This is a genomic window from Streptomyces sp. NPDC107521 (assembly GCF_055598485.1).
In genome coordinates, this window is the sequence record NZ_JBVKAT010000024.1 from 41,191 (window position 1) to 59,742 (window position 18,552).

The window sequence follows — 18,552 nt, forward strand, 5'->3', positions numbered from 1 at the left end:
TCCGATGACCGAGCGCACGCACCCCGCTCCGGCGGCCCCGGCCCCCGCCCCCGACCGGGCCGGGGGACCCGCCCGTGCCGCGGACCTCCCCGGCCCGGGCCGCCCCCGCACGGACCTCACCTACACCAAGGACCTGAAGGAGGCCCTCACCAAGGACCGCGACGCCCGGTTCGTCTGGCTGTGCAACTTCGAGGTCGAACGCCGCTGGGCCCGCTCCTACACCGGGCTCCCGGCCGTGCGGGGCTCCGCCACCACCGCCACCGTGCAGCGCATGGAGGAACTCGGCGCGCTGCTCGCCGAACCCGGGGACCACCTGCTGCTGGACCGCCCCCTGGACGAGGGCTACCGGCGCTACGCCGACGCCCTGGGGCTCGGCACCCCCACCGGACTCGTCACCCCGGCGCCGGCGGGCGACGCGGGCACCGCCGAGGCCGTGTCCCGCTCACCGGAACTCCTCGACCGGCTGCGCGGGCTCGCCCGGCGGGGCGCCTGGCTCATGCCGATGGGCGTCTCCGACCAGGAGGAGCACCTGGCCCGGCTCACCGGCCTGCGCCTCGCGGTGCCCCCGGCCGCCGTCTACGAACGGGTCAACAGCAAGATCTACAGCCGCCGCGTCACCGAGGAGCTGGGGCTGCGCACCATCCCCGGCCACTGCTGCGAGACCGTCGGGGAACTGCACCGCGCCCTGGACGAACGGTTCCGCGAGGACCCGGGCCCGGTCGTCGTCAAGGACGCCTTCGGCGTCTCCGGCCGCGGGCTGGTGGTCCTCGACAGCCGCCGCAAGGCCGACCGGCTGCTGCGCATGGTCGACCGGCGGGCCGCGAGCAGCGGGGACGACCGCCTGCACGTCGTGGTGGAGGCGTTCCTGCCCAAACGGGCCGACCTGAACCACCAGTTCACCATCGACCGGGAGGGCCGGGTCCGCCAGGACTTCGTCAAACAGGCCATCACCGCGGGCGGCGTGCACCTCGGCCACGTCATGCCCGCCGGCCTCGACGCCGGACAGCGGGACGAACTCGGGGCGGCCGCACAGGCGCTGGGCGAAAGGCTCCACCAGGACGGCTTCACCGGCATCGTCGGCGTCGACGCGCTGCTCGGCGGGGACGGGCTCGTCTACCCGGTGCTGGAGATCAACGCCCGCCTCAACATGTCCAGTTACCAGGGCAGGGTCAGCGAGCGGTTCGGCCGCGGGCAGGGGATCACGCTCGCCCGCCACCACACCCTGCGCCCGGCGGCCCCGGTCGCCTTCGAGGAGGTGACCGAGGCGCTCGGCCCGCTCCTCGACCCGCCGTCCGGCCGGGACGGCCTCGTCATCACCTGCTTCGGCACCGTCAACGCCCAGGCGACCGCGTCCCCCGGGACCCCGTTCGAGGGACGCCTCTACACGATGCAGTTCGCCGCCGACCGGGCGGGACTGGACGCCCTGGACCGGCGGGTCACCGAGGCGCTGAGCCGCTTCGACACCACCGGGAGGACCTCATGACCGGCCCGCACCACGTCCAGGGCATCGACATCACCGCGCTCGCCGAACGGTTCGGCACCCCGCTCTACGTCTACGACGCCGACGTCCTGCGCGACGTGTTCACCGGCCTGCGCGAGCGGCTGCACCCGGCCGTCGACGTCTTCTACTCCCTCAAGGCCAACCCCAACGTCGCGGTCTGCGAGCGGCTCGGCTCGCTCGGCGCGGGTGCCGAGATCTCCTCGCTGACCGAGCTGATGACCGTGCGGCGGGCCGGCATCGCCCCCGAGGACGTGATCTTCCTCGGCCCCGGAAAGACCCCCGCGGAGCTGGAGGCCTGCGTCACCGCCGGCCTGTACGCCGTGGTCTGCGAGTCCCTCGACGAGGTCGTGGAACTGGAACGCCTCGCCGCCGCACACGACGTGGCCGACCTGCCGGTGCTGCTGCGGATCAACCCCGACTTCCGGACCAAGGGCTCCGGCCTCGCGATGAGCGGCAAGCCCCGCCAGTTCGGCATCGACGCCGAGGTGCTGCGCCGTTCGGCCGGGGCGCTCGCGGGCCTCGGCCGGGTCCGGATCCGGGGCTTCCACGCCTACATGGGCACCCGGTTCCTCAACGCCGACGACATCGTCCACAACACCCGCGAGATCCTCGCCCTGTCCGCCGAACTCGCCGAGCGGCTCGGCATCGACCTGGACACCGTGGACTTCGGCGGCGGCTTCGGCGTGGCCTACTTCGACAACGAGAAGGACCTCGACCTCGCCACCACCGTCGACGGCATCAACGAGGCCGTGGAGCCCTTCCTGCGGGACCACCCCGGCTGCCGGCTCATCAACGAACTCGGCCGCTACCTCGCCGCGCCCTGCGGCACGTACGTCGTGCGCGCGCTGTACGTCAAGGAGTCGCTGGGCGAGACGTTCGTGATCGCGGACGGCGGCACCAACCACCACATGGCCGCGGTCGGCATCGGCAGCTTCGTCAAGCGGAACTTCCCCATCCGCTCGCTGAGCCGCCCCGCCGAGGACCCCGCGCACACCTACACCGTCACCGGGCCCCTGTGCACCCCCAACGACGTCGTCGGCAAGAAGGTCCGGCTGCCCCGCGTCGAGCCCGGCGACCTCATCGGCGTGGAGCGCTCCGGCGCCTACGGGCCCAGTGCCTCGCCCGGACTCTTCCTCAGCCACGGCTTCCCGGCCGAGGTGATGGTGCACCGGGGCACCGCCCATCTGGTCCGCGAGCGGGACCGCGCGGAGGAACTGCTCGCCAAGCAGCACATGGTGGGCCCCGACCCCGACCCCGGCGCCGACCCCGGCGCCGAGCCCGACCCCGGCGCCCGCCCCTGACCCCGCGCCGTCCCGCCCCCCACCCGCCGAAGGAGAAGCACATGGAACGCCACACCGCGGTCGCCGCCATCGAGACGGCCCTGAGCGAGGTGCTGGAACGTCCCGTCAGCGGACTCACCGAGGGCACCCGGCTCTTCGACGACCTGCACCTGGACTCCACCTCGGTCCTGGAGATGCTGATGGCGCTGGAGGACGCCATCGACATCTCCGTCGACCCGGAGAACCTCGACATGGAGGACTTCGCCTCGGTCGGCAGCCTCACCGACTACGTCCTGTCGCAGCAGGCCCCGAGCGGAGTGTGAGGCACACCGCCATGCCGACCCTCCTCGCCGCCTCCGGGGTGGTCTCCCCTCCCGCCCGGCCCTTCGACGACTCCCCGGAGGACCTCGCCCACCACCGCGCCCTGGCCGCCTCCTTCGGGGCCGAGGTGGAGGAGCGACTGCTCCGCGACGGCCCCAACGTCGGCCACCGCGACCTCGTGGACCGCCTCGCCCGCGCCGACGGCGTCCGGGACAGCGACCCCGACCTGGTCGTCGTCGCCCACGCCCTGCCCGACCTCACCCCCTTCACCGCCATCGCCCCCCACCTCGACCACCTGCTCGGCGGGCGGTCCGTCAACTTCGGCATCCATCAGCAGGGGCTCGCCGCGCCGTTCACCGCGCTGCGCGCCATCGACGCCTTCCAGCGCGCCGGACGCGCCGGGCGGGCGGTGCTCGCCGTGCTGGAGCAGACGACCCTGCCCACCCGCTTCCCCCTGGTGCACGACAACGGGCTCGTCGACTCCGGCGTCGTCCTGGTCCTCGGCACCGGTGACGGGCCCCGGCTGGCCGGCGTCGAGACCGTCCCCGCCACCGGCGACCCCGTGCGGCGGCTCGCGGAGCTGACCGCCGCCGACCCGGACGGCACCCTCCTCGTCACCGGCCCCTGGACCGACCACGAGGCGCTCCGCCCCGTCACCGCCACGGCGACCCCGTACCGGGTGAACCGGGGCACCTACGCCACCGGGCTGTGGCTGGCCCTCGCCCGCCAGTGGCGGCTCTGGTGCCGGCACCACCGCACCGTGGTCCTCTGCGACACCGACCCGCGCTCCGGCGACACCCACATCGCCGTGCTCGCCACCCGGTCCGCGACCCCGGCGGGGGGACCGCGATGAGCGCCGCGCGGGACCGGATCGGCGCCTTCGCCACCGCCCTGGACGCCTGCCACGACACGGCCCTGCCCGGCGGCACGGTCCCCTCCGGCACCGGCTGGGCCGTGGCCTCGGCCGAACGGCTCACCGGCGGCGGCCCGCTGCCCGGCACCCACGGCCGGCTCGCCGCCGGCCGCGCCGGGGGACCGGCGGACCCGGCCGCGTACGGCGCCTTCTGCGCGGCGCTGGTGCGCCTGCAGTGGCGGACCCTCGCCGAGACCCTCGACGACGCCGTGCACCGGCTCGGCGGACGGGAGTCCGAGGGCAGCCCGCTGCTCGGCCGCCAACTCGTCCGGGGCGCCGTGGCCGACGTGGCCCTGGTCCTCGCCGAGTCGCACGACCTGCTGGAGCTGCCCGGGCCGACGCCCGCCCGGCGCCACCGGGTGCACCGCGACCTGGTGGCCGCCGGACGGACCGCGCTGCGGCTGCACGGGGCCCACGGCTTCACCGCCGAGGGACCCGGCCCCCTGCTCCATCTGACCGAACTGCTGGGCAACACCTATCTGCACCCCGAGGCAGCCGATGACTGACACCCTGCCCCGGCGGGCCGTGCTGCTGCGCGACCACGTGCGCGAGGCCGCCGCCGGACTCCGCCCGATCGGCCTGGAACTGGACCGCGACCCCACGGCCGTCGACCGGTGGCTGCACCTGCCCGCGGTCGACCTGATGCGCCGCTGCACCGTCCCGGTGGAGTACCTGGCCGCACCGCTGCGCATCGGCCCGTACACCTACGACATGCGCTCCTGTCTGGAGCACACCCTCACCATCGAGGAACTCAGCTACGGCGACGCCGGGTTCATGCTGGCCTGCCCGGGACCGCTGATGTCGGGCGTCGCCGTCGCCGCGCTCGGCGACGACAAGCAGCGCCACGCCTACTACGAACGGCTCGGCGGGCCCGAGCCCGTCTGGACCTTCTTCGGCCTGACGGAACCGGGCAAGGGCTCCGCCGCCGCCGAACTGACCACCGAACTCCTCCCCGACGGCGACGGGTTCCGGCTTTACGGGGCCAAGCGGTACGTGGGCAACGCCGCGTTCGCCCAGCTCGGCGTCGTCTTCTGCCGACGCGCGCCGGGCCCGCTCGGCATCGAGGCGGTCCTGGTGGACACCGCCGACCCCGGCTACCGCGCCGAGCTGATCCCCACCGTCGGGCTGCGCGGCGCGCGGATCTCCGCCATCACCCTCGACGGGGTCCGCGTCGAGCGCGAGCACGTCCTCGGCCACGACACGCTCAAGCCGAGCCGCCGGGGACTCGTCGGCGCCATCCGCACCCTCCAGCGCTTCCGGCCGGTGCTCGCGGGCACCGCGCTGGGACTCACCCGTGCCGTCCTCGACCATGTGCGGGTGCGCCGGCCGGGCCTCGCGGGGGCCGCCCGGCACCGCCTGGAGGACCTCCAGGACCGGCTGGCCGCCGCCCGGCACCGCAACCACGCCGTCGCGGCGGCCATCGACGCGGGCACCGTGCGGGCGGACCGCGTCGCCGGGATCAAGACCCGTGCCGCCGAACTGGCCGAGGCCGCCACCCTGGCCGCCGCGGAACTGCTCGGCCCCGCGGCCCTGCTGGAGGACCCGTGGCTGGAGAAGGCGTACCGGGACGCCCGGGCCTTCGAGTTCATGGAGGGCACCGGCCACATCCAGCGGCTCGCGGTCTTCCAGGGCGTCACCAGGGGCACCTTCCTGCCCTGACGCCGCCCGCCGCCGACACAGAGACGGGAGCCGGACGTGTGGATCGGCATCGACGTCCTCGCCGAGGACGAGCTGGAGGGGCTGCTCGGCCGCCCCTGGTTCCGCGCCTATGTCTACGACGCCGGTGAACTCGCCCTCGCCGACGGCCTCGGGGCCGGCCGCGCCCGCGAGTTCCTCACCGGGCGGTTCGCCGCGAAGGAGGCCGCGCTCAAGGTCATCGGCACCGGGGTGCGGGCCGGGGTGACGCCCCGGCAGGTGGCCGTTCTGCGCGACGGGAACGGCGGCCCGGTCGTGCGGCTCTCCGACGCCGCCGCCCGGCACGCGCGCGAGCGGGGCATCGGCACCGTCCGGGTCTCCATCGCCCACAAGCGGGGCCTGGTGGTGGCCGCGGCGATCGGCGTCCCGCACCCCGCCCCGCCGCGCTGACGGGGTGCGGCGGGGCGGGGCGGCGTGCGGCGGGCGCGCGGCCGGGCGGCCCCGCCGGGGCTCAGCCGACGAGACCGTCGACCAGACCGGCGTTGGCCGCGGCGACGCCCGCCTGGAAGCGGCTCTCGGCGCTCAGCTCCTCCATGATCACGGAGATGTGGCGCCGCAGCGTCCGCGAGGAGATCCCGACCCGGCGGGCGATGACGTCGTCCTTCAGCCCCGAGGCGAGCATCCGCAGGATCGAGCCCTTGACGCTGTCGAGGGCCGATTCCGGCGCGTTGCCCCCGGTGAAGGAGCACGCGGACTGCCAGACGTTCTCGAACAGGCCCCGCAGGAGGTTCACGATCACCGGCTCGTAGACGGCGGTGACCAGGGGCCCGCGGCCGGCCGCCGAGTCGGTCGGCAGGAAGGCCGCCTCGTGGTCGACGACGACGAGGAAGTGCGCGATCTCCTCGGAGGTGCGCACGTCGACCCCCGCGTCCCGGTTCTGGTGCAGGGTGGCGCGGAAACTCGGGTGCGACATGGCGGTGTGCGGGAAGAGGGTGCGCAGGGCCACCCCGCGCTGGCCCGCCTCCTGGGAGAGCACCTCGGTCTCGGTCAGCAGATTGGTCTCGTGGCTGCTCACCGGCCACATGGTCAGGATCTCGTCCGAGCCGCGGCGGATGGAGTCGGCCAGCCGCAGCGTCACCTCGCGCGGGTCCTCCAGGATGGCGACCAGCTCACCGCGCCGCTGAGAGCGCTGGTGCCGCTGGTAGGAGGCGAGGAAGCGGCCCAGCCGCTGGTGGATGCAGGCGACCTCGCGCCGCTTCTCGTGGATCAGCGCCTCGACCGGCAGGACGAGTTCGACCTGCGCGGAGTCCGGGTCGGTGGCGGTGTAGGTCCGCTGTTCCGCGCAGTACCGGACCAGCTTGAGGTCGCGCAGGCGCGTCATGACCCATTCGGCGGTCGCCACCGGCAGGCCGAGGGCGGTGGCCGTCTCCCGCGCGGTCACGGCGTGGCGGGAGAGCGCGTACTCGTAGGCGCGGACCGCGAGTTCGTCGTCGGTCCCGTCGCGCCGCGGCAGCGCCGCGGGGCGTAATCGGGAGTCGCCCTCCGGTGCGGGGGCGCGGGGTACGGGAAGGGGGTCGGTGGCGGACGGGGAGGGGGCGTGCGGCGCGCTGGGTGGGGGGATTTCCCGCGTCACTGTTTTCCGTCCTGTTCATCCGGCGGTCAGTGAATGTCTGCCAAAAGGGTTTTGGTGATTTCTTCGGCCACGGTCTCCGTCTGGTCGTTCAGAAAGAAATGGCCGCCCGGGAAGTGCTTGACGCGGAAATCCGCGGAGGTGTGGCGGCGCCAGCCCTGCTCGCCGCCGTCCGTGACATAGGGGTCGGATTCGGCCAGCAGGAATGTCACGGGGCAGCCGACGGTCGCGTCGGGGGCGGCGAGATAGCGTGAGTTCGCGCCGTAGTCGTTCTTCACCACGGCCAGGACGGGACGCAGGAACTTGGGTTTGTCGAACACCCTGGCCGGAATCGACCCGAGTTCCCGGAGCTCGGCCACGATGCCGGCGTCGTCGCGCGGGGTGTGCGCGCCCAGGCCGTCGGAGGGGGCGCGGCGACCGGAGACGATCAGATGGACCGGGCCGCCGCCCGCCGCCTCCAGACGGCGGCTGACCTCGAAGGCCACCACCGAACCGAAGCTGTGGCCGAACACGGCGAGCGGTGTCCCGATCCACTCGCGCAGCTCCCGGGTGATCCGGTCGGCGAGCGGCCCGACGTCCGCGACCGGTGGCTCGTCACGGTTGCCGGGGCGGCCCGGGTACTGGACGGAGAGCGCCTCGACCGACCCGGGCAATGCGGCCGAAAGCGCGCTGTAGGCCGTCGCGGAGGCGCCCGCATAGGGGCAGCAGACCAGGCGGACGGCGGATTCTCGGTGGGGGGAGAGTATTTGTATCCATGAATTGCCGCTTGCTATCTCTGGGATCTCCATTGTGCCTTCCGTGCGGAGCCCGTACGACCAGTGGAAGAGAGATGCGTGTGTGCTGCATTCGGACGCTACTGTCGATGCCTGGGTGTGTCAATGGCGATGGTGCCGGTGTGCGCGGGGGTGTGGCGGAAATGCGGCGGGTGAATCCGGACGGACGGGGGAGAGCGGTGCGCGGTGAATCCCGCCGGGCGTTTTCCGGGGTCTCACGGGGTGCGCGGCGCCGCCTCCCGGGGGGCGGGCGCCGCGGTCGCGGAGGCGTCCGCGGTCCGCTCGGTCCGCCCGGTGAGCGCGGTGGCCCCGGCCGCGGCGAGCACGAACGCGGCTCCCGTCCAGGCGATCCAGGCGGCCCCGGCCCCGTCCAGGAGCCCGGCGCCGAGCACGCTCGACAGCGAGATCGCCAGGTACATCACGGCGGCGTTGAGGGAGACGGCCAGCGGTTCGGTGCCGGGGGCGGTCAGAGCCATCACCCGCTGCTGCTGCGGCGCGGTCACCGACCAGGAGCCGATTCCGGCGACGGCCGTCAGGACGACGGCCACCGGGTAGGAGGAGTGCGCGAGGGCCGTCAGCGCGAACACCACCGTGAGCAGCAGCGTCGCCCCGATCACCACCGCGCGCGGCCCCCTGCGGTCGGCCAGCCGGCCGGCCGTGAGGTTGCCGACCGTGCCCGCCACGCCGAACACCAGCAGCAGGACGGCCACCTTCCCGCCGTCGCCGCCGGTGGCGGGCTCGAAGACGGCGCTGATGTAGGTGTAGGGCAGGTAGACGCCGACGAAGGCGATCAGGGTGCCGGCCAGCACCCCGACGACCCTGCGGTCCGCGAGCGGCGCCAGCCGCTGCCGCAGCCGGGTCGGGCCGCCGACCGTGACGTCGGGCAGCCGCAGGGCGATGACCGGGGCCACCAGGAGGGCCAGGGCGGTCACGAACCACATCGTCGCCTGCCAGCCCCACGCGTTGCCGATGGCGGTGCCGAGCGGCGCGCCGAGGGCGAGCGATCCGGTCAGGCCGACGGTCACGATCGCGATGGCCCGGCCCCGGTGCTCCGGACCGGCCAGGGTGGCCGCGGTCGCGCCCGCGTTCGGCGTGAACATCGCCGCGCCCGCCGCCGCCACCACCCGGGAGGCCAGCACCAGCGGGTAGTCCGGGGCCAGCGCGGTCACCACGTTGCCGACGGCGAAGACCAGGAGCGCGGTGATCAGCACCGTGCGCCGGGACCAGCGGGAGGTGAGGGCCGCGAGCACCGGCGACAACAGCGCGTAGGCCAGGGAGAACACGCTCACGAGCTGCCCGGCGGCCCCGACGGAGACGTCCAGGGAGCTGCTGATGTCGGGCAGCAGGCCCGCGATGACGAAGGCGTCGGTGCCGACGGCGAAGGTGCCCAGCGCCAGCACCGCGGCATGGCTTCGCCAGACCGGTCCTTCCGGTGCGCTGACGGTCCGCGCGGCTGAGGTCATGGAGGGGCTCCGTGGTTCGATGGTCGTCGACTTGGTCGACAGCCATCGTAATAGATGGTCGACATGTATCGTAGATGTCGATGAACATCGACATAGCCCGCCGCCGTCCGCCGAGGCGCGCGGCGGGCCCGGTGGGCATCGACGGGCAGCGGGGGACGGCGGGGGACTGCGGCGGGGCACCGGTGCGGAGCCGTCGCCGGCACGGACCGACGGGACGCGCATCCGGGATGCCGCCCGGCATGACGGGGTCGAACGGGAGAAGATCATGGGAACGCTGGACGCGACGCGGCTGCCGCAGCCGGACCTGGCCGCGGTGGAGATCCAGGCCGTGCTGCAGTGCCTGGCCGATCCGGTCAGACTGCAGATCGTGCGGCTGCTCACCGACCAGGGGGAGGCGCCCTGCGGCGGCCTCGACCTCCCGGTGAAGCGGTCCACCGTCTCCCACCATCTGCGGACGCTGCGCGAGAGCGGCCTGGTGGAGACGCATCTGCGGGGCAACACCAGGGTCAGCCGGGTCCGCCGGGCGGAGCTGGACCGGCGCTTCCCCGGCCTGCTCGCCTCGATCCTGGACGCTCCGGCCGCCGTCCCCGCGCCCGTTCCCGCCCCCGCGGCGGACCCGGACGACGCCGTCGCCGCCGGCCCCGACGGCACCGGACCAGGAGGAGGACGCTAGATGGGACGCTACGCGCATCTCGCCTACACCGAGAGCGTGCGCCGGGCGCAGGAGGAGAACGGCAGCGCCCAGGTGGGCCTCCGGGCCCTCGCACAGGGCGACCACGGCCCGGACCCGCTCGGCCCCGACGAGGCCGCCTTCATCCGCGAGCGCGACGGCTTCTACCTCGCCAGCGTCGGCGAGACCGGCTGGCCCTACGTCCAGCACCGGGGCGGCCCGCCCGGCTTCGTGCACCTGCTCGACCAGGTGACGCTGGCCTGGGCCGAGGTGCGGGGCAACCGGCAGTACATCACCACCGGGAACCTGGCGGCCGACGGGCGCGTCTCGCTCTTCTTCATGGACTACGCCCGGCAGGCCCGGCTGAAGCTGTTCGGCCGGGCCAGGACGCTCCCGCTCGCGGACGACCCGGGCATCGCCCGCGTGGTCGACGGCGTCCGCTCCGACGGCCCGGTCGAGCGCCTGACCGTCGTCGCGGTCGAGGGCCTCAACTGGAACTGCTCCCGGCACATCACCCCGCGCTACTCCCAGGCCGAACTCACCGAGAGCCTCGCACCGGTGCGCGCCCGGATCACCGCGCTGGAGCGGGAGAACGAGCGGCTGCGCGCACGGCTCGCGGAACGCGACGCCCCGGACCCCCGCTGACCGTCCGCCCCCTTCCCTCCCGGCGTCACCGACTCCGCCCTCGCTGTATAACGGTATGCAGGATTCGGGGTGTGTGAATACGGCGAGGGGGAGCGGCATGAGCGGGAGCGACAGCCCGGCCGCGCGGTTGCAGGCGCTCTTCGAGGGGCACCGGCTGACACCGACCCAGCGGCGCATCGCCCACGGGATGGTGCGGCGGGCGGCCGACGTGCCCTTCCTGTCCAGCGTGGAGCTGGCCGAGCTGGCCGGGGTCAGCCAGCCCTCCGTGACCCGCTTCGCCGTCGCCCTCGGCTTCGACGGCTATCCGGCGCTCCGCCGTCATCTGCGCGAACTCGCCCCCCTGGAGCAGCCGGCCGACGCGGGTGTCTGCAACGAGTACCAGCAGGCCGTGGAGGCCGAGATCGAGAACCTGCGGCACCTCGCGGAGGCCCTGGCCGACCCCGGCCCGGTGCGCGAGGCGGGCCGTCTGCTGTCCCGCAGCCGCCCCCTGCCGGTCCTCGGGCTGCGCGCGGCGGCGGCCCAGGCGCACGGCTTCGCCTACTTCGCCGCCAAGGTCCACCCGGACGTACGGCTGCTCAACGAGGGCGGCACCGTGCTTCTCGACCGCATCGACGCCGCCGCCCGGGCCGGGGCCGGGACCCTGCTCTGCTTCGCCCTGCCCCGGCATCCGCGCGAGGTCGTCGACGCCCTCGCCCACGCCAAGGGGGCCGGCCTGACCGTGGTCACCGTCGCCGACTCCGCCTTCGCGCCGGTCGCCAAGGTGTCCGACCTGCTGCTCCCCGCCGCCGTCGGCACCGGGCTCGCCTTCGACACCGCCTGCGCGCCGATGCTGCTGGGCCGGGTGCTGCTGGAGGCGATGTGCGACGACCTGCCGGACGCCCAGGCCCGGCTGGAGGAGTTCGACGCCCGGGCCGCCTCCCGGGGCCTGTTCGTGGAGTGAGCCCGCCCGTGCGGCGGCCCCCGTTCTCAGACGCGTCTCAGGAGGCCCCGTTATCCTGCGGCGTCTGACAGCGCCCTCGAGGGGGCAGGAGCGGACGGGAGAGCGGACGTGGCACGCGTGGGACGCGGAGGGCAGGGACTGGCGCGGGTCGCCGTCGTCGTACGGGCGGGGGCGGCGCCGCTGTGGTGGCTGGGCGTCTGCGCGGCGGGCGTCGGGGCGGTGCCGCCGGGGCTGACGGGGCGCAGGATCGGGGTCCTCGCCGGGGCCGCGCTGTTCCTCGTCGCCGCGGCCGCGGCGGCCCTGGTCCGGCGCGGCCGGTACGCCGCCCTGGCCGGTGCCGCCACCCGGGCCGAGCGGCACGACGTCCTCCAGGACCGCGCGGTGACCCTGCGCGACTGGCGCCGGGGGCACCGCCGGTGGCTGCTGCTCGCCCTCCTCGCGGCGGTGGCGTCCGCGTTCGTCCTGCCCGCCGCCGGAGGCATGCTGCTGGCGGGCTGCGGGGCGGGGCTGTGGCTCAAGGCCGCCTGGATCGGCCGCCGCGAGCAGGACGGGGACGTCCTGTTCTGGGTCGCCGTGGACGGCCTCGACGCCTCCGGCGGCCGTCCGGCGGGCGGCTCGGTCACCGCCTACCGCTCCACCGGCCCCGCCGCGGGCGACGCGGCCCCGGGCGGAGCCCGCCGCACCAGGACACCCGCGGCCTGAGCCGCACCGCTCCAGCCGGAGCACCGGGGCCGGGCCCAGGTCCCGCCCCGGCCCGGCCCCGGCCCGGTCCCGGTCCCGGCCCGGTCCCGGCCCCCGGGGCCGACGTCACCCGCCCCCCGTGCCGTCCCCGGGGGCCGCCGTTGCGGCCCGGTCCGCGTCCACCAGGGCGTCCGCCAGGGCTCCGCCCGATTCCGCCACGATCTCCGCCACCGTCTGCGGCTCCCGCACCGTCGCGAAGGACACGTCCCCGGCGGCGTCCGCCGTGAAGCCGTACACCCCGGGCCGCGCCAGCGAGTTGTACGCGTAGTGGTGGGCGAAGTAGTACGCCCCCGTGTCCAGCGCCGCCGCGTAGTCGCCCTGCTCCAGCGGTGGCAGCGGCCGGGCCGCCGCCAGCAGGTCGCCCGCGAAGCAGGCCGGGCCCGCCACGTCCTGCACCACCTCCGGCCCCCGCTTCGGCCGTCCCGCCCCGTCGTACGCGGCGATCCGCAGCGGCCAGGAGGCCGGGGCGTACACCGTCCGGGCCGCCACCTGCGCGCCCGCGTGCGTCACCGCGATCCGGCGGCCCCCGGCGCTCTTGGCGTACTCCACCCGCGCCACCAGCGTGCCCTCCTTGGCCAGCAGCGACCGGCCGAACTCGGTGACCAGCCCGTACCGTCCGTCGAACAGCCCCGGCACCGTCTCCCGCAGCGCCCGCGCGTACGCCCCGTACGTCGGCGAGGTCTCCTCCGAGGCGAAGTTCACCGGCAGCCCGCCGCCGATGTCGAGGGTGTCGATCCGCCGCTGCCCGGCCCGCGCGTTGATCTCCTCCGCGAGGGCGTACACCGCGCGCACGCCCTCGGCCATCAGCGCCGGCGGGATGCCCTGGGAGCCGGTGTGCGTGTGCAGCCGGGTCAGCCACGGCCGGTCCAGGAAGGCCCGCACCACCCACTCCCGGGCCCCCTCGTCGCGCAGCGCGACGCCGAACTTGGAGGTGGCCGTCGCCGTCGACAGCGCCTCGATGGAACCGCCCCCGACCTGCGGGTTGATCCGCAGACCCAGCGGCGAACGGCCCTCCCGCCCCGGGGGACGGCCCTCCCGCTCCGCCACCAGGGCGTCCAGGCGCCCCAGCTCCTGCGGATTGTCCGCGTTGACGGCGATGCCCAGCGCCAGCGCCTCCCGCAGCTCCTCCGGGGTCTTCGCGGGCGAGTCCAGCACCGTCCGCCCCGCCGGGACCCCCGCCGCGCGCGCCAGCGCCAGCTCACCGGGGCTCGCGACCTCCGCGCCGATGCCCTCCGCCGCCAGCAGCCGTATCACCGGCACCAGCGGCGCCGCCTTCACCGCGAAGGCGTGCAGCACCGGTGTCCCGGGCGCCGCCACCGCCGCGAACGCCGCCCGCAGCGCCGCCGCGGACTCCCGGATGCCGGTGACGTCCAGCAGTCCGGCCAGCGGCGCGCCCGGCCCGAGGAGCCCGTGCTCCACCGCCGCCCGCACCGCCGCGTCCCGCCGCGCCGCCCGCGCCCGCCCGCCGCCGTGCCCCTCGTGGTCCGCGCCGTCGTGCCTCCCGCCGTTCGCGCCGCCGGGCCCGTCCGCCGTCCGGCCGCCCCCCGTGCCGTGCCCGCCGCTGCCCGTGCCGTGCGTGCCCTCGCCCATGCCCCGCCCGTCCCTTCCCGTCGACGACATCCCCTGACGACTTCCCCCCGATGGCGCGGCGGGTCACACCGGCGCGGCAGCGACCCGCCGCGGTCCGGCCGTATTGACTAGCTCTATTCAGATAGCCAGGATGTGAATATCCGCAGTACTCCGCGCGTGCGGTGATGAGCATCCGCCGGGAGCGACCCACCAGGAGGCAGACCATGTCCGGACCCCGTCCCGTCCGAGCCCCGCGCGGCACCCGGCCGAGCGCCCTGGGCTGGCAGCAGGAGGCCGCCCTGCGGATGCTGCAGAACAACCTCGACCCCGAGGTCGCCGAACACCCCGACAAGCTCGTCGTCTACGGCGGCACCGGCAAGGCCGCGCGCGACTGGCGCTCCTTCGACGCCATGGTCCGCACCCTGACCACGCTCAAGCAGGACGAGACGATGCTCGTCCAGTCCGGCCGCCCGGTCGGCGTCATGCAGACCCACGAGTGGGCCCCGCGCGTCCTCATCGCCAACTCCAACCTCGTCGGCGACTGGGCCACCTGGGAGGAGTTCCGCCGCCTGGAGGCCCTCGGCCTGACCATGTACGGGCAGATGACCGCCGGCTCCTGGATCTACATCGGCACCCAGGGCATCCTCCAGGGCACCTACGAGACCTTCGCCGCCGTCGCCGCCAAGCGGTTCGGCGGCAGCCTCGCCGGGACCATCACCCTCACCGCCGGACTCGGCGGCATGGGCGGCGCCCAGCCGCTCGCCGTCACCATGAACGACGGCGTCGCGATCTGCGTCGACTGCGACCCGCGCGCCATCGACCGCCGCATCGAGCACCGCTACCTGGACGTGCGGGCCGACTCCCTGGAGCACGCCCTCCAGCTCGCCACCGAGGCCCGCGACCGGCGCCGCGCGCTCTCCATCGGCGTCCTCGGCAACGCGGCCGACGCCGTCCCGAGGCTCCTCGCCATGGGCGCCCCGATCGACATCGTCACCGACCAGACCTCGGCCCACGACCCGCTGGCCTACCTGCCCACCGGCATGGCCTTCGAGGACATGGCCGACGCCGCCGACAAGGACCCGGCCGGGTTCACCCTCCGCGCCCGCGAGTCCATGGCCCGGCACGTGGAGGCCATGGTCGGCTTCCAGGACGCCGGTGCCGAGGTCTTCGACTACGGCAACTCGATCCGCGGCGAGGCGAAGCTCGCCGGGTACGACCGCGCCTTCGCCTTCCCCGGCTTCGTCCCGGCCTACATCCGCCCCCTGTTCTGCGAGGGCAAGGGCCCCTTCCGCTGGGCCGCCCTGTCCGGCGACCCCGCCGACATCGCCAGGACGGACCGGGCGATCCTCGACCTCTTCCCCGAGAACGAGTCCCTGGCCCGCTGGATCAGGCTGGCCGGCGAGCGCGTCCACTTCCAGGGGCTGCCCGCCCGCATCTGCTGGCTCGGCTACGGCGAACGCGACCGGGCGGGCGAGCGGTTCAACGACATGGTGGCGAGCGGCGAGCTGGCCGCCCCGGTCGTCATCGGCCGCGACCACCTCGACTGCGGCTCCGTCGCCTCCCCCTACCGCGAGACCGAGGCGATGCGCGACGGCTCCGACGCCATCGCCGACTGGCCGCTGCTCAACGCCATGGTCAACGTCGCCTCCGGCGCCTCCTGGGTCTCCGTCCACCACGGCGGCGGCGTCGGCATGGGCCGCTCCCTGCACGCCGGGCAGGTCACCGTCGCCGACGGCACCGCGCTCGCCGGGGAGAAGATCCGCCGCGTCCTCACCAACGACCCCGGCATGGGCGTCATCCGGCACGTCGACGCGGGCTACGACATCGCGGAGTCCGTCGCCGGGGAACGCGGCGTGCGGGTGCCGATGCGCGAGGGTGACGACGCGTGAGCTTCCACGAGATGTGGGCCGAGCTGCTGCCCATCGGCCGCTCGGCCGCCTCCGGCGGCTACCGCCGCTTCGCCTGGACCGGCGCCGACGCCGACTGCCGGGCCTGGTTCCGGCAGCGGGCCGAGGACCGCGGGCTGGCCTACGAGGTGGACCGCAACGGCAACCAGTGGGCCTGGCAGGGCGACCCGGCCGCCGGGGACGCCGTGGTCACCGGCTCCCACCTGGACTCCGTGCCCGACGGCGGCGCCTTCGACGGCCCCCTCGGCGTGGTCTCCTCCTTCGCCGCCCTGGACGCGCTGCGCGAGCGGGGGGCGCGGTTCACCCGGCCGGTGGGCATCGTCAACTTCGGCGACGAGGAGGGCGCCCGCTTCGGCCTCGCCTGCGTCGGCTCCCGGCTCACCGCCGGGGCGGTCACCCCCGAGCAGGCCCACCGCCTCACCGACGCCGACGGCGTCACCCTGCGACAGGCCATGGAGGCGGCCGGGCACGACCCGGACGCCATCGGCCCCGACCCCGAACGGCTCGCCCGCATCGGCGCCTTCGTCGAACTCCACGTCGAACAGGGCCGCGCCCTCGACCTGTCCGGCGACCGCGTCGGCGTCGCCTCCGCCATCTGGCCGCACGGCCGCTGGCGGTTCGACTTCCGCGGCGAGGCCAACCACGCCGGCACCACCGCCCTCGCCGACCGCCGCGACCCGATGCTGCCCTACGCCGAGACCGTGCTCGCCGCCCGCCGCGAGGCCCGGCTCGCCGGCGCCGTCGCCACCTTCGGCAAGATCGGCGTCGAGCCCAACGGCGTCAACGCCGTCCCCTCCCTGGTGCGCGGCTGGCTCGACTCCCGCGCCCCCGGCCAGGACGGGCTGGACGCGGTGGTCGCCGGGATCGAGAAGGCCGCCCGCGAGCACGCCGCCGCCCACGGCGTCGACCTCGACGTCGTCCGGGAGTCCTTCACCCCCGTCGTCGAGTTCGACCACGCGCTCCGCGACGAACTCGTCCGCCTCCTGGGCGGCGCCGCCGAACCCGCCGTGCCCGTCCTCGGCACCGGCGCGGGACACGACGCCGGAATCCTCGCCGGACGCGTCCCGACCGCCATGCTGTTCGTCCGCAACCCCACCGGGGTCTCGCACTCCCCGGCCGAGCACGCCGCCGAGGACGACTGCCTGGCCGGGGTGGACGCGCTGACCGACGCACTGGAAGGACTGGCCTGCACGTGACCCCCACCCAGCGGACCACCGGCCCGGCCCGGACGTACTGGCTGGAGCACGCCTGGCTCGGCACCCGCGCCGAGCCGGGCGTCGCCCTCGACACGGCCGGGGGCCGCGTCACCGCCGTCCGCACCGGGGTGACCGCCCCGCCGCCCGGCGCCGAGGTGCTGCGCGGGCTGACCCTGCCCGGGCTGGCCAACGCCCACTCGCACGCCTTCCACCGCGCCCTGCGCGGCACCGTCCAGGTCGGCAGCGGCACCTTCTGGACCTGGCGCGAGACGATGTACGCCGTCGCCGCCCGGCTCACCCCCGACAGCTACCGGGACCTCGCCCGCGCGGTGTACGCCGAGATGGCCCTCGCCGGCGTCACCGCCGTCGGCGAGTTCCACTACGTGCACCACGCCCCCGGCGGCACCCCCTACGCCGACCCCAACGCCATGGGGGAGGCCCTGATCGAGGCCGCCGCCGACGCCGGCATCCGCATCACCCTCCTCGACACCTGCTACCTCTCCGCCGGCTTCGGCGAGCCCCCCACCGCCCACCAGCTCCGCTTCAGCGACGGCACGGCCGAGGACTGGGCCGCCCGCGCCGCGCTGCTCCGGGAGCGGGACCACGCGCGGATCGGGGCGGCCGTCCACTCCGTACGGGCCGTGCCCGCGGGCCAGCTGGAGACCGTGGCCCGGTGGGCCGAGGAGCGGGCGGCGCCGCTCCACGCGCACCTGTCCGAGCAGACCGCCGAGAACGACGCCTGCCTGCGGGCCCACGGCCGCACCCCCGCCCGGCTCCTCGCCGACCACGGCGTCCTCGGCCCCCGCACCACCGGCGTCCACAACACGCACCTCACCGACGAGGACATCGCCCTGCTCGGCTCCAGCCGCACCGGCACCTGCATGTGCCCCACCACCGAACGCGACCTGGCCGACGGCATCGGGCCCGCCGCCGCCCTCCAGCGGGCGGGCTCCCCGCTCTCCCTCGGCTCCGACAGCCACGCCGTCGTCGACCTGCTGGAGGAGGCCCGCGCCCTGGAGCTGAACGAGCGCCTGCGCACCCGCACGCGCGGCCACTGGACGGCCGCCGCGCTGCTCGCCGCCGCCACCGCCGACGGCCACGCCGCCCTCGGCTGGGACGACGCCGGACGCATCGAGCCGGGCGCCCGCGCCGATCTGACGACGATCGCGCTGGACTCCGTCAGGACGGCGGGGCCGCCGCCCCGGCTGGGCGCCGAGACGGCCGTGTTCGCCGCGACGGCGGCCGATGTGCGCCACACCGTCGTCGGCGGACGGCACATCGTCCGCGACGGGGCGCACACCCTCGTCCCCGACGTGCCCGGAGCCCTCGCACGGGCCGTCGGGGCGCTCGGCCGATGACCCCCGGACC

General features: G+C 75.3%; 18 protein-coding genes. 14 read left to right on the top strand and 4 right to left on the bottom strand.

The window, feature by feature from the left end; genetic code table 11:
• Positions 1-4: 4 nt before the first annotated feature.
• Genes ACZ7LB_RS27725 through ACZ7LB_RS27755 form a run of 7 tightly spaced genes read left to right on the top strand, consistent with a single transcriptional unit; the run spans position 5 to position 6,100 of the window.
• Positions 5-1,483 carry a preATP grasp domain-containing protein gene (locus ACZ7LB_RS27725; RefSeq protein WP_471471951.1) on the top strand — a complete coding sequence of 493 codons (1,479 nt, stop codon included), beginning with the start codon at positions 5-7 and terminating at the stop codon, positions 1,481-1,483.
• Positions 1,480-2,802 carry a type III PLP-dependent enzyme domain-containing protein gene (locus ACZ7LB_RS27730; protein WP_471471952.1) on the top strand — a complete coding sequence of 441 codons (1,323 nt, stop codon included), beginning with the start codon at positions 1,480-1,482 and terminating at the stop codon, positions 2,800-2,802. Before ACZ7LB_RS27725 ends, ACZ7LB_RS27730 begins: the two co-directional genes overlap by 4 nt.
• A 41-nt stretch (positions 2,803-2,843) precedes the next feature.
• On the top strand, positions 2,844-3,104 hold the full coding sequence (locus ACZ7LB_RS27735; RefSeq protein WP_471471953.1) for an acyl carrier protein: 261 nt from the start codon (positions 2,844-2,846) through the stop codon (positions 3,102-3,104).
• A gap of 11 nt (positions 3,105-3,115) precedes the next feature.
• Positions 3,116-3,955, top strand: a complete 840-nt coding sequence (locus tag ACZ7LB_RS27740; RefSeq protein WP_471471954.1) for a hypothetical protein — start codon at positions 3,116-3,118, stop codon at positions 3,953-3,955.
• A complete protein-coding gene (locus tag ACZ7LB_RS27745) occupies positions 3,952-4,521 on the top strand; it encodes a hypothetical protein (protein WP_471471955.1) in 570 nt (189 codons plus the stop codon). The genes ACZ7LB_RS27740 and ACZ7LB_RS27745 overlap by 4 nt, the downstream gene beginning before the upstream one ends.
• The gene (locus ACZ7LB_RS27750) at positions 4,514-5,674 is read left to right on the top strand and encodes an acyl-CoA dehydrogenase family protein (RefSeq protein WP_471471956.1); all 1,161 of its coding nucleotides are present in this window, start codon (positions 4,514-4,516) and stop codon (positions 5,672-5,674) included. Before ACZ7LB_RS27745 ends, ACZ7LB_RS27750 begins: the two co-directional genes overlap by 8 nt.
• Before the next feature lie 36 nt (positions 5,675-5,710).
• Positions 5,711-6,100, top strand: a complete 390-nt coding sequence (locus tag ACZ7LB_RS27755) for a holo-ACP synthase (protein ID WP_471471957.1) — start codon at positions 5,711-5,713, stop codon at positions 6,098-6,100.
• Between the two features lie 61 nt (positions 6,101-6,161).
• Here ACZ7LB_RS27755 and ACZ7LB_RS27760 read toward each other — a convergent pair whose 3' ends face one another.
• The 3 genes from ACZ7LB_RS27760 to ACZ7LB_RS27770 form a co-directional block, all read right to left on the bottom strand.
• A complete protein-coding gene (locus ACZ7LB_RS27760) occupies positions 6,162-7,283 on the bottom strand; it encodes a helix-turn-helix transcriptional regulator (RefSeq protein WP_471471958.1) in 1,122 nt (373 codons plus the stop codon).
• A gap of 26 nt (positions 7,284-7,309) precedes the next feature.
• Positions 7,310-8,068 (bottom strand): thioesterase II family protein, encoded by a 759-nt coding sequence (locus ACZ7LB_RS27765; RefSeq protein ID WP_471471959.1) that lies wholly within the window; start codon positions 8,066-8,068, stop codon positions 7,310-7,312.
• Between the two features lie 200 nt (positions 8,069-8,268).
• On the bottom strand, positions 8,269-9,516 hold the full coding sequence (locus ACZ7LB_RS27770; RefSeq protein WP_471471960.1) for an MFS transporter: 1,248 nt from the start codon (positions 9,514-9,516) through the stop codon (positions 8,269-8,271).
• Positions 9,517-9,781: 265 nt separating this feature from the next.
• Here ACZ7LB_RS27770 and ACZ7LB_RS27775 point away from each other — a divergent pair, with 265 nt between their 5' ends.
• The 4 genes from ACZ7LB_RS27775 (at position 9,782) to ACZ7LB_RS27790 (ending at position 12,473) form a co-directional block, all read left to right on the top strand.
• Complete coding sequence (locus tag ACZ7LB_RS27775) at positions 9,782-10,189, top strand: ArsR/SmtB family transcription factor (RefSeq protein ID WP_161224590.1); 408 nt, start codon at positions 9,782-9,784, stop codon at positions 10,187-10,189.
• Positions 10,190-10,831: a pyridoxamine 5'-phosphate oxidase family protein gene (locus tag ACZ7LB_RS27780; protein ID WP_471471961.1), complete on the top strand. Its 642-nt coding sequence runs from the start codon at positions 10,190-10,192 to the stop codon at positions 10,829-10,831.
• A gap of 97 nt (positions 10,832-10,928) precedes the next feature.
• Positions 10,929-11,771 carry a MurR/RpiR family transcriptional regulator gene (locus tag ACZ7LB_RS27785; protein ID WP_471471962.1) on the top strand — a complete coding sequence of 281 codons (843 nt, stop codon included), beginning with the start codon at positions 10,929-10,931 and terminating at the stop codon, positions 11,769-11,771.
• Positions 11,772-11,888: 117 nt separating this feature from the next.
• Positions 11,889-12,473, top strand: coding sequence for a hypothetical protein (locus ACZ7LB_RS27790; protein ID WP_471472006.1), 585 nt, complete (start codon positions 11,889-11,891; stop codon positions 12,471-12,473).
• 105 nt (positions 12,474-12,578) lie between these two features.
• Here ACZ7LB_RS27790 and ACZ7LB_RS27795 read toward each other — a convergent pair whose 3' ends face one another.
• Positions 12,579-14,102, bottom strand: a complete 1,524-nt coding sequence (locus tag ACZ7LB_RS27795) for a type III PLP-dependent enzyme domain-containing protein (RefSeq protein WP_471471963.1) — start codon at positions 14,100-14,102, stop codon at positions 12,579-12,581.
• A 203-nt stretch (positions 14,103-14,305) separates the two neighbouring features.
• On the opposite strand from ACZ7LB_RS27795, the gene hutU reads away from it, so the two are divergent.
• From hutU to ACZ7LB_RS27810, 3 genes are read left to right on the top strand one after another with little or no spacing between them, the layout of a single operon-like run.
• Positions 14,306-15,970 (top strand): urocanate hydratase, encoded by a 1,665-nt coding sequence (gene hutU / locus ACZ7LB_RS27800; RefSeq protein WP_471471964.1) that lies wholly within the window; start codon positions 14,306-14,308, stop codon positions 15,968-15,970.
• Positions 15,967-17,184, top strand: coding sequence for an allantoate amidohydrolase (locus ACZ7LB_RS27805; protein ID WP_471471965.1), 1,218 nt, complete (start codon positions 15,967-15,969; stop codon positions 17,182-17,184). The genes hutU and ACZ7LB_RS27805 overlap by 4 nt, the downstream gene beginning before the upstream one ends.
• Complete coding sequence (locus ACZ7LB_RS27810) at positions 17,181-18,542, top strand: formimidoylglutamate deiminase (protein WP_471471966.1); 1,362 nt, start codon at positions 17,181-17,183, stop codon at positions 18,540-18,542. Before ACZ7LB_RS27805 ends, ACZ7LB_RS27810 begins: the two co-directional genes overlap by 4 nt.
• Positions 18,543-18,552: the final 10 nt, after the last annotated feature.

Bases quoted from the DNA above. Each gene is read 5' to 3' on its own strand.
- ACZ7LB_RS27745 (WP_471471955.1), top strand. From the start codon at position 3,952: ATGAGCGCCGCGCGGGACCGGATCGGCGCCTTCGCCACCGCCCTGGAC.
- ACZ7LB_RS27740 (WP_471471954.1), top strand. From the start codon at position 3,116: ATGCCGACCCTCCTCGCCGCCTCCGGGGTGGTCTCCCCTCCCGCCCGG.
- ACZ7LB_RS27725 (WP_471471951.1), top strand. From the start codon at position 5: ATGACCGAGCGCACGCACCCCGCTCCGGCGGCCCCGGCCCCCGCCCCC.
- ACZ7LB_RS27785 (WP_471471962.1), top strand. From the start codon at position 10,929: ATGAGCGGGAGCGACAGCCCGGCCGCGCGGTTGCAGGCGCTCTTCGAG.
- ACZ7LB_RS27735 (WP_471471953.1), top strand. From the start codon at position 2,844: ATGGAACGCCACACCGCGGTCGCCGCCATCGAGACGGCCCTGAGCGAG.
- hutU (WP_471471964.1), top strand. From the start codon at position 14,306: ATGTCCGGACCCCGTCCCGTCCGAGCCCCGCGCGGCACCCGGCCGAGC.
- ACZ7LB_RS27765 (WP_471471959.1), bottom strand. From the start codon at position 8,068: ATGGAGATCCCAGAGATAGCAAGCGGCAATTCATGGATACAAATACTC.
- ACZ7LB_RS27770 (WP_471471960.1), bottom strand. From the start codon at position 9,516: ATGACCTCAGCCGCGCGGACCGTCAGCGCACCGGAAGGACCGGTCTGG.
- ACZ7LB_RS27795 (WP_471471963.1), bottom strand. From the start codon at position 14,102: ATGGGCGAGGGCACGCACGGCACGGGCAGCGGCGGGCACGGCACGGGG.
- ACZ7LB_RS27780 (WP_471471961.1), top strand. From the start codon at position 10,190: ATGGGACGCTACGCGCATCTCGCCTACACCGAGAGCGTGCGCCGGGCG.
- ACZ7LB_RS27775 (WP_161224590.1), top strand. From the start codon at position 9,782: ATGGGAACGCTGGACGCGACGCGGCTGCCGCAGCCGGACCTGGCCGCG.
- ACZ7LB_RS27750 (WP_471471956.1), top strand. From the start codon at position 4,514: ATGACTGACACCCTGCCCCGGCGGGCCGTGCTGCTGCGCGACCACGTG.
- ACZ7LB_RS27730 (WP_471471952.1), top strand. From the start codon at position 1,480: ATGACCGGCCCGCACCACGTCCAGGGCATCGACATCACCGCGCTCGCC.